The 6,217-nt window shown below is 35.0% G+C and carries 5 protein-coding genes; 2 read left to right on the forward strand and 3 right to left on the reverse strand.

Annotated features, from left to right (window positions below; genetic code table 11):
- Positions 1–413 precede the first annotated feature (413 nt).
- Together fexA and P7D84_RS13415 are read left to right on the forward strand one after the other, a co-directional pair.
- Positions 414–1,841, forward strand: coding sequence for a chloramphenicol/florfenicol efflux MFS transporter FexA (gene fexA / locus P7D84_RS13410; RefSeq protein ID WP_032495690.1), 1,428 nt, complete (start codon positions 414–416; stop codon positions 1,839–1,841).
- 177 nt (positions 1,842–2,018) lie between these two features.
- Positions 2,019–2,435, forward strand: coding sequence for an NAD(P)H-dependent oxidoreductase (locus P7D84_RS13415; protein ID WP_000855243.1), 417 nt, complete (start codon positions 2,019–2,021; stop codon positions 2,433–2,435).
- Positions 2,436–2,717: 282 nt separating this feature from the next.
- On the opposite strand, the gene P7D84_RS13420 is transcribed toward P7D84_RS13415, so the two are convergent.
- The 3 genes from P7D84_RS13420 to P7D84_RS13430 are packed head-to-tail and all read right to left on the reverse strand — an operon-like array spanning position 2,718 to position 6,086.
- A complete protein-coding gene (locus P7D84_RS13420; RefSeq protein ID WP_000619629.1) occupies positions 2,718–3,083 on the reverse strand; it encodes a DUF6262 family protein in 366 nt (121 codons plus the stop codon).
- 1 nt (position 3,084) lies between these two features.
- Positions 3,085–5,004 carry a tyrosine-type recombinase/integrase gene (locus P7D84_RS13425; protein ID WP_000178032.1) on the reverse strand — a complete coding sequence of 640 codons (1,920 nt, stop codon included), beginning with the start codon at positions 5,002–5,004 and terminating at the stop codon, positions 3,085–3,087.
- Positions 5,001–6,086 (reverse strand): phage lytic cycle repressor MrpR family protein, encoded by a 1,086-nt coding sequence (locus tag P7D84_RS13430; protein ID WP_000867971.1) that lies wholly within the window; start codon positions 6,084–6,086, stop codon positions 5,001–5,003. The genes P7D84_RS13425 and P7D84_RS13430 overlap by 4 nt, the downstream gene beginning before the upstream one ends.
- Between the last annotated feature and the right edge of the window lie 131 nt (positions 6,087–6,217).

Raw genomic sequence — 6,217 nt, forward strand, 5'->3', positions numbered from 1 at the left:
AAGGAGGCAAAAAGTAATGGGAATTGATTTCATTAATGTCGAGTTTAGAAAGCATGTAAAAGTTTCAGGGGATTTAGGTACAACGGGATCAGTATGTCCTTTTTCACAAAAACAAAAAATGGAAACACTACCGGAAAACTTTTTGCCTCCTTTTATATAATGGGCAAAAATTTATGAATCTATTGCATTTGTAAAAATGCATACGAATGATTAGGCACCGGTTGTTAAACTGGTGCCTTTTTTTTGTTTGATCAGTTCAGTTAGTTTGGAGAACCGAATCTTTAATCATGCTGTAGAAATATGGTGAGTTCGTTGATTTGGTTTTACAATATAAATAGATATGAGGTGAGGTTTATGGTGAAAGCAGTGGATTTAGCCTCCTAAAATCACAATATATTTTAGGAGGAAATAAAATGAAAAAGGATAGTAAATCTAAAGAAATGATTCAATCTGAAAAAAGGGGTTCTACTAGGCTTTTAATGATGGTACTCTCCCTATCTGTACTTGTAGGTTCAATTACGGCTGATTCAGTCAATCCCGTACTTCCACTAATAAGCAAAGATTTAGAAGCTTCGAAATCTCAAGTGAGTTGGATAGTTAGTGGTATTGCACTTGTTCTTGCGATTGGAGTTCCGATTTATGGTCGAATCTCAGACTTTTTTGAGTTACGAAAGCTATATATCTTTGCCATTATGATTCTGGCAAGTGGTAGTCTTTTATGTGCAATTGCCCCGAACCTCCCATTGTTGGTTTTGGGAAGAATGGTTCAGGGTGCTGGGATGTCCGCAATTCCAGTTCTATCAGTCATTGCAATTTCGAAGGTTTTCCCACAAGGAAAACGTGGGGGAGCTTTGGGAATTATCGCAGGAAGTATTGGTGTTGGAACTGCTGCTGGTCCAATATTTGGTGGAGTAGTTGGTCAATATTTAGGGTGGAATGCCTTGTTTTGGTTCACATTTTTGTTAGCCATTATGATTGTTATTGGTGCCTACTACGCGTTACCGACAATTAAACCGGCAGAATCCGTAGGAAGCAATAAGAACTTTGATTTCATTGGTGGTTTATTCCTCGGCCTCACAGTAGGATTACTCCTTTTTGGCATCACTCAAGGAGAAACTTCTGGTTTTTCTTCGTTCTCATCGTTAACTAGCCTAATTGGTTCTGTTGTAGCTTTGGTGGGATTTATTTGGAGAATTGTTACCGCAGAAAATCCATTTGTACCACCTGTCCTGTTCAATAACAAGGATTATGTCAATACGGTCATAATTGCATTTTTTTCGATGTTTGCTTATTTCGCTGTTCTTGTGTTCGTCCCATTACTAGTCATTGAGGTGAATGGACTCTCTTCTGGACAGGCTGGAATGATATTGTTGCCAGGTGGTGTGGCTGTTGCAATCTTATCTCCCTTCGTTGGCCGTCTTTCTGATCGATTTGGGGATAAACGTCTGATAATTACTGGGATGACTCTGATGGGGCTGTCTACCTTATTCTTGTCCACCTATGCATCTGGTGCTTCACCTCTGTTAGTTTCCGTGGGGGTCCTCGGAGTAGGGATTGCTTTTGCATTCACGAATTCTCCCGCAAATAACGCCGCAGTAAGTGCACTCGATGCAGACAAGGTTGGTGTCGGAATGGGGATTTTCCAAGGTGCTTTGTACCTTGGAGCAGGAACTGGAGCAGGTATGATTGGAGCATTATTATCCGCTCGACGTGATGCTACTGAGCCGATAAATCCATTATATATATTGGACGCTATGTCCTACTCAGATGCGTTCCTTGCAGCTACAGGGGCAATACTCATTGCCTTAATAGCTGGATTAGGTTTAAAAAAGCGTGGGTAATAACTTAGTTATGTAAAGATTAGTTATTGTTTAGTTCATCTTCTATAGTTTAAGCTGTAAATAAATAGCTTAGGAATCACGCAAATTTGAATTTCTTAGAATAGAATACTTTTAAGTAACTCAACTTTCGTACACTGTTTTATTGGTGCGAAAGTTGAGTATGTTAAGGATGAAACAATGAAAACATTGGTGATCGTTTCTCACCCAGATATGCCAAATTCTCGAATCAATAAAGTTTGGGTAGAAAAAGCAGCGTCTTATTCAAACGAAATTACCATTCATGATCTTTATAGAGAGTATCCTGATTTTATTATAAATGTAAAAAGAGAGCAGGAATTAGTTGAAAATCATGATAATATTATTTTTCAATTTCCATTATATTGGTATAGTTCTCCTTCATTATTAAAAAAATGGATCGATGAAGTGATTATATATGGATGGGCTTACGGATCAAAGGGTAAAAGAATATTTTATAATCGAAAATTAGGATTAGCTATATCAGCTGGCGTAAAAAAAGGTGAATTTACAAGTATGGGTAAAAACAAGCATACATTAACCCAGATGTTAACACCATTCAAATCTTTATGTGCATAGATTCATGCTGAATATGTACCAGAGTTTGTACTTTACGGTGCTAATTCGGATATGAAGGGCGAAGAGATACAGAAAAGTGCTAATGAGTATTTGCAATATATTAAAAAGTATTATTTAAGAGCATAAAACACTTCTGCGATCATGCCAACAATACTAGAAGAAAGCCCATTTCCCCTTAACACATTTAGGGAAATGGGCTATTGAAGTTATTGAAGGTTTTAGCGATTTCATTTTAGGTAGCCAATTCAAAGTGCCCAATAAATTCCAAGAAACACAAATCTGCTAAAACAGCTTGCCATGTAATTTTTGAACTTGATCCTTTAACCGTTCATTCTCTTCTTCTAACGCCTTTATACGGCTTTTTAAGGTTTTTATTAATACGTCCTCTGAACGAGGGCTTTTACTAGGTTTACGGGGGGTTAACTCACTTATCTGCATCCCTCTTAATGTCTCCACTCTAGTTCTAATATCTTTTTGTTTGTAAAGCCATGACTTTGAAACATTTGCTTTTTGTGCAACGGAATTAAAATTAATCTTCTCTTCTTTCAATGCCATCTCTGAAATTGTCTTTTCAACCCTAATTCTTGTTTTCTCCGACTTGTCTTTAGCTAGCTGAACTATGGCAGTTGTGTTACCTTTTCTAATCATTTTAATTCGTCTCCTTTAACGAATGAATAATCTGTTCTAATCTATTTTTAACACGTTCATTGGTTTCAACCTGACGCTGCCATTGGTTTTGTTTAGCCCTATTTAGTATTTCTTTAGTTCGCTCTAAGTGCTCTTCATGTTCAGTAAGAAATTGTTTACTTGTACAGAAATTCGTACAATCTAAACATGCATTTGCGTGAGGACATGGTCCTGCAATTACTGGTAACCGACAATAGCCATTAGGAAGTGCCTGTGCATTGATATTCTTTTTAAACCATTGAAGATCTGTATTGTCAGCTTCAGTATTTTCCTCACTTAAATCCAGAATGCTACCGTTATTCGTTACTAAGGTTTCCTTAAATTTCGTAAATTCCTTCTTTAGGGTTTCATCAAAAATATGTGCATATCTTGCCGTCATTTCCGGTGATTCGTGACCCAAGAACTTCTGGACAATATGTTGTGGCACTCCGTTATTTATCATTCTAGTGCCAACTGTATGCCGAAAGGCATGAGCATGAAAACGAAAAATTTCTCCGTTGCTGTCCGTTATCTTTTCTTCATAAGCTAGTTCATTTAATTTAACCCTAAAGGTATCTTGTTTCAATGGTGAGCAATCTTTTCGGGGAAACACATATACACATCCATCATCGAGTTCATCAGCCACCCTTTGCTCTTGAACTAATATCAATGCAGCAATTTCTTTAGAAATAGGAATGATATGCTCTTTCTTCATTTTCCACTGATAATACTTTAAAAAGCAATCCCCTTCTTTATCGGTTATGACGCTCCCTTTTTTCAATGTACAAAGTTCACTGATACGCATCCCGCATTCTTGAAGTACCATAACCATTGTAGCAATATAAGGTTCCAATTTATCTAATTTCCCATTTAATTGTTCAAGTATATGTTCATCAATATAACGTGGTAGTGCCTTCGGCACTTTAGGGTAATCTTCTTGAAAGATAAGGATCTTAGAAGGTGTATCCTTCCAGTCATATCTTTGAATTGTAGTAAAAAAAACGTCTAAAGTAGATATTCGTCCAGTTACAGTACTGGGTTTTAAACCTTTTAAATTAATATAATTAAAATATTGCTCAATTTCATTTCTAGTTAATTGATGAATCCTTTGTATACCTTCACAATTTTTGTTCATGAAATTAAAAAATTCTTTTAATTTTGAAGCTATATCTACTACGTGAGAAAAGCTAGCTGTGTTTAACATTAGTTTACAATATCGCTTAACTATTTCTTTAAAATAATTATTCTTAAAACCCTTAAAGTTGATCGTATATTCGTAGGATGTTGGGTTTACCTTATCTTCCGGTAATGATAATTTTCTTCGATTCCAAACATCTTTTTCCCATTCTTCCCCATCAAAATAGAAGTCCTCATAGAATTCCATAAACTGCTTAAGATGAGTAACGTAATAGGAATTCGCATGTACAGTAACTTTCTGCTGATTTACATCAAGTTTGTAATTAGTAGTCGTAGTTTTTACTTTTTGTTCTGTTAAGTAGGTCCGGTATTCTGTCAAAGCTTTTTTTATAGGCACTTCGGTTATCGATGTAATATTAGGATATTTTAAATTTAAAAATCCCATCATCCGGCTTATCACTGTTCCCTTTCTAATCCAAACGGATTTTGCATTCCAAGCTCCATTATTCAAGTGAAGGTAATAAAAATATTTTAATTCTGTTTTCAACCAGACATTTTCCACCTTATCGAAATTTACCCAACGATTTCTTAGTGACGGATTCTTACTTAACTCAATTGCACTAGGATGCGGACAAATTCTTATATCCCATCTATCTGCTGCCCAATAACCTTTTAAAACACTTGTCATATTAGCTATTTTTTTATTAATCTCTGTACTAGCGATAAGCTTTCGATTAGTTGCTACACTTGGAAATTTCATTGTCATGTTTCTCTCCCTTGAAGATACTTTTTATATTCATTCTTCATATCTTGATCAGAAAGATGAACATACGTATCAAGTGTTGTTTGTACATGGGCATGCCCTAATCTTTTTTGTACATATGCAGCATCCCATCCACTTCTAATAAGCTCTGTGGCATGCGTATGACGTAATATATGGGCAGTGAAAGTAATCCCTGTCCGTTTTCCTAGTCTTCTTATTAAGTCTAATACACTTTGATATTTTAGAGGGTGGCCAAAATAAGAATCTTTAAGATTAATAAATATATAATCATGATCTAAATCTTCCCCATATTCATGTACTAAGTAATCGGTATATAATGCCATTAATTCCTTACTTACATCAATAGTTCTTTCTTTTTTAAGTTTAATATAAGCTCCATTTTCATTATGATCTCTTGGCCTGATGTTAATCTGGTTATCCCATGTTGAAATATCTTCAATACGAAGGGATAATGCTTCTCCTATCCGAAGTCCCCCTTCATACATAAGCATAATAAGTAACTTATCTCTTTTGGTATGACATGCCTCAATTATTGCTTTGACTTGTCCATGTTCTAATACTTGTACAAGTTTCTTTTTGACCCTAAGCTTTAAAATATTTTTTTTATAGGATCTACCTTTAGAAATATGGTGAAGAAACCCCTTAAAGTTTCTTCCTCTTGCTTCTTTAGACATATCTATAGCTTTAAAATTTTCTGTGCGATTTAAATACTCTAAGAAACTAGTTACAGCGTTAAGTATGGAATTAACTGATGTTTCCTCTCTTTTAGCCTTCTTTGGTTGTATATCTATTACCTTTAAATGCCCTGCTGGATTTCTTAACCATCCTACAAAGTTTGCTAAATCCTCAAATTGTAAATCTCCTAATTCGATTCTACTTTGGCTCATAAATTCATAAAACAGCTTGAGATGATAACAATATGTTTTAATGGTATTTGGAGCTTTTCCCGTATTATCCAAGTACTTTATAAATCGCTTAACCGGTTCTATCACTTCAAATTCTTTATCTAGCAGTATGTATAACGGATATGATTTTTCCTCCACAATTACTTTCTGAACCTTCATCTTTCCACCACCTTTAAATACTTTAACTACTATTAATAATACCCTTATATATTTAATAGTTAAAGCACTGTAATTAAAAAATCCTAAACTTCGAGTACTTAGAGTACTCTAGTTTAGGATACTATGTTTAA

Source organism: Enterococcus dongliensis (assembly GCF_031927985.1).
Taxonomy (GTDB): domain Bacteria; phylum Bacillota; class Bacilli; order Lactobacillales; family Enterococcaceae; genus Enterococcus_A; species Enterococcus_A dongliensis.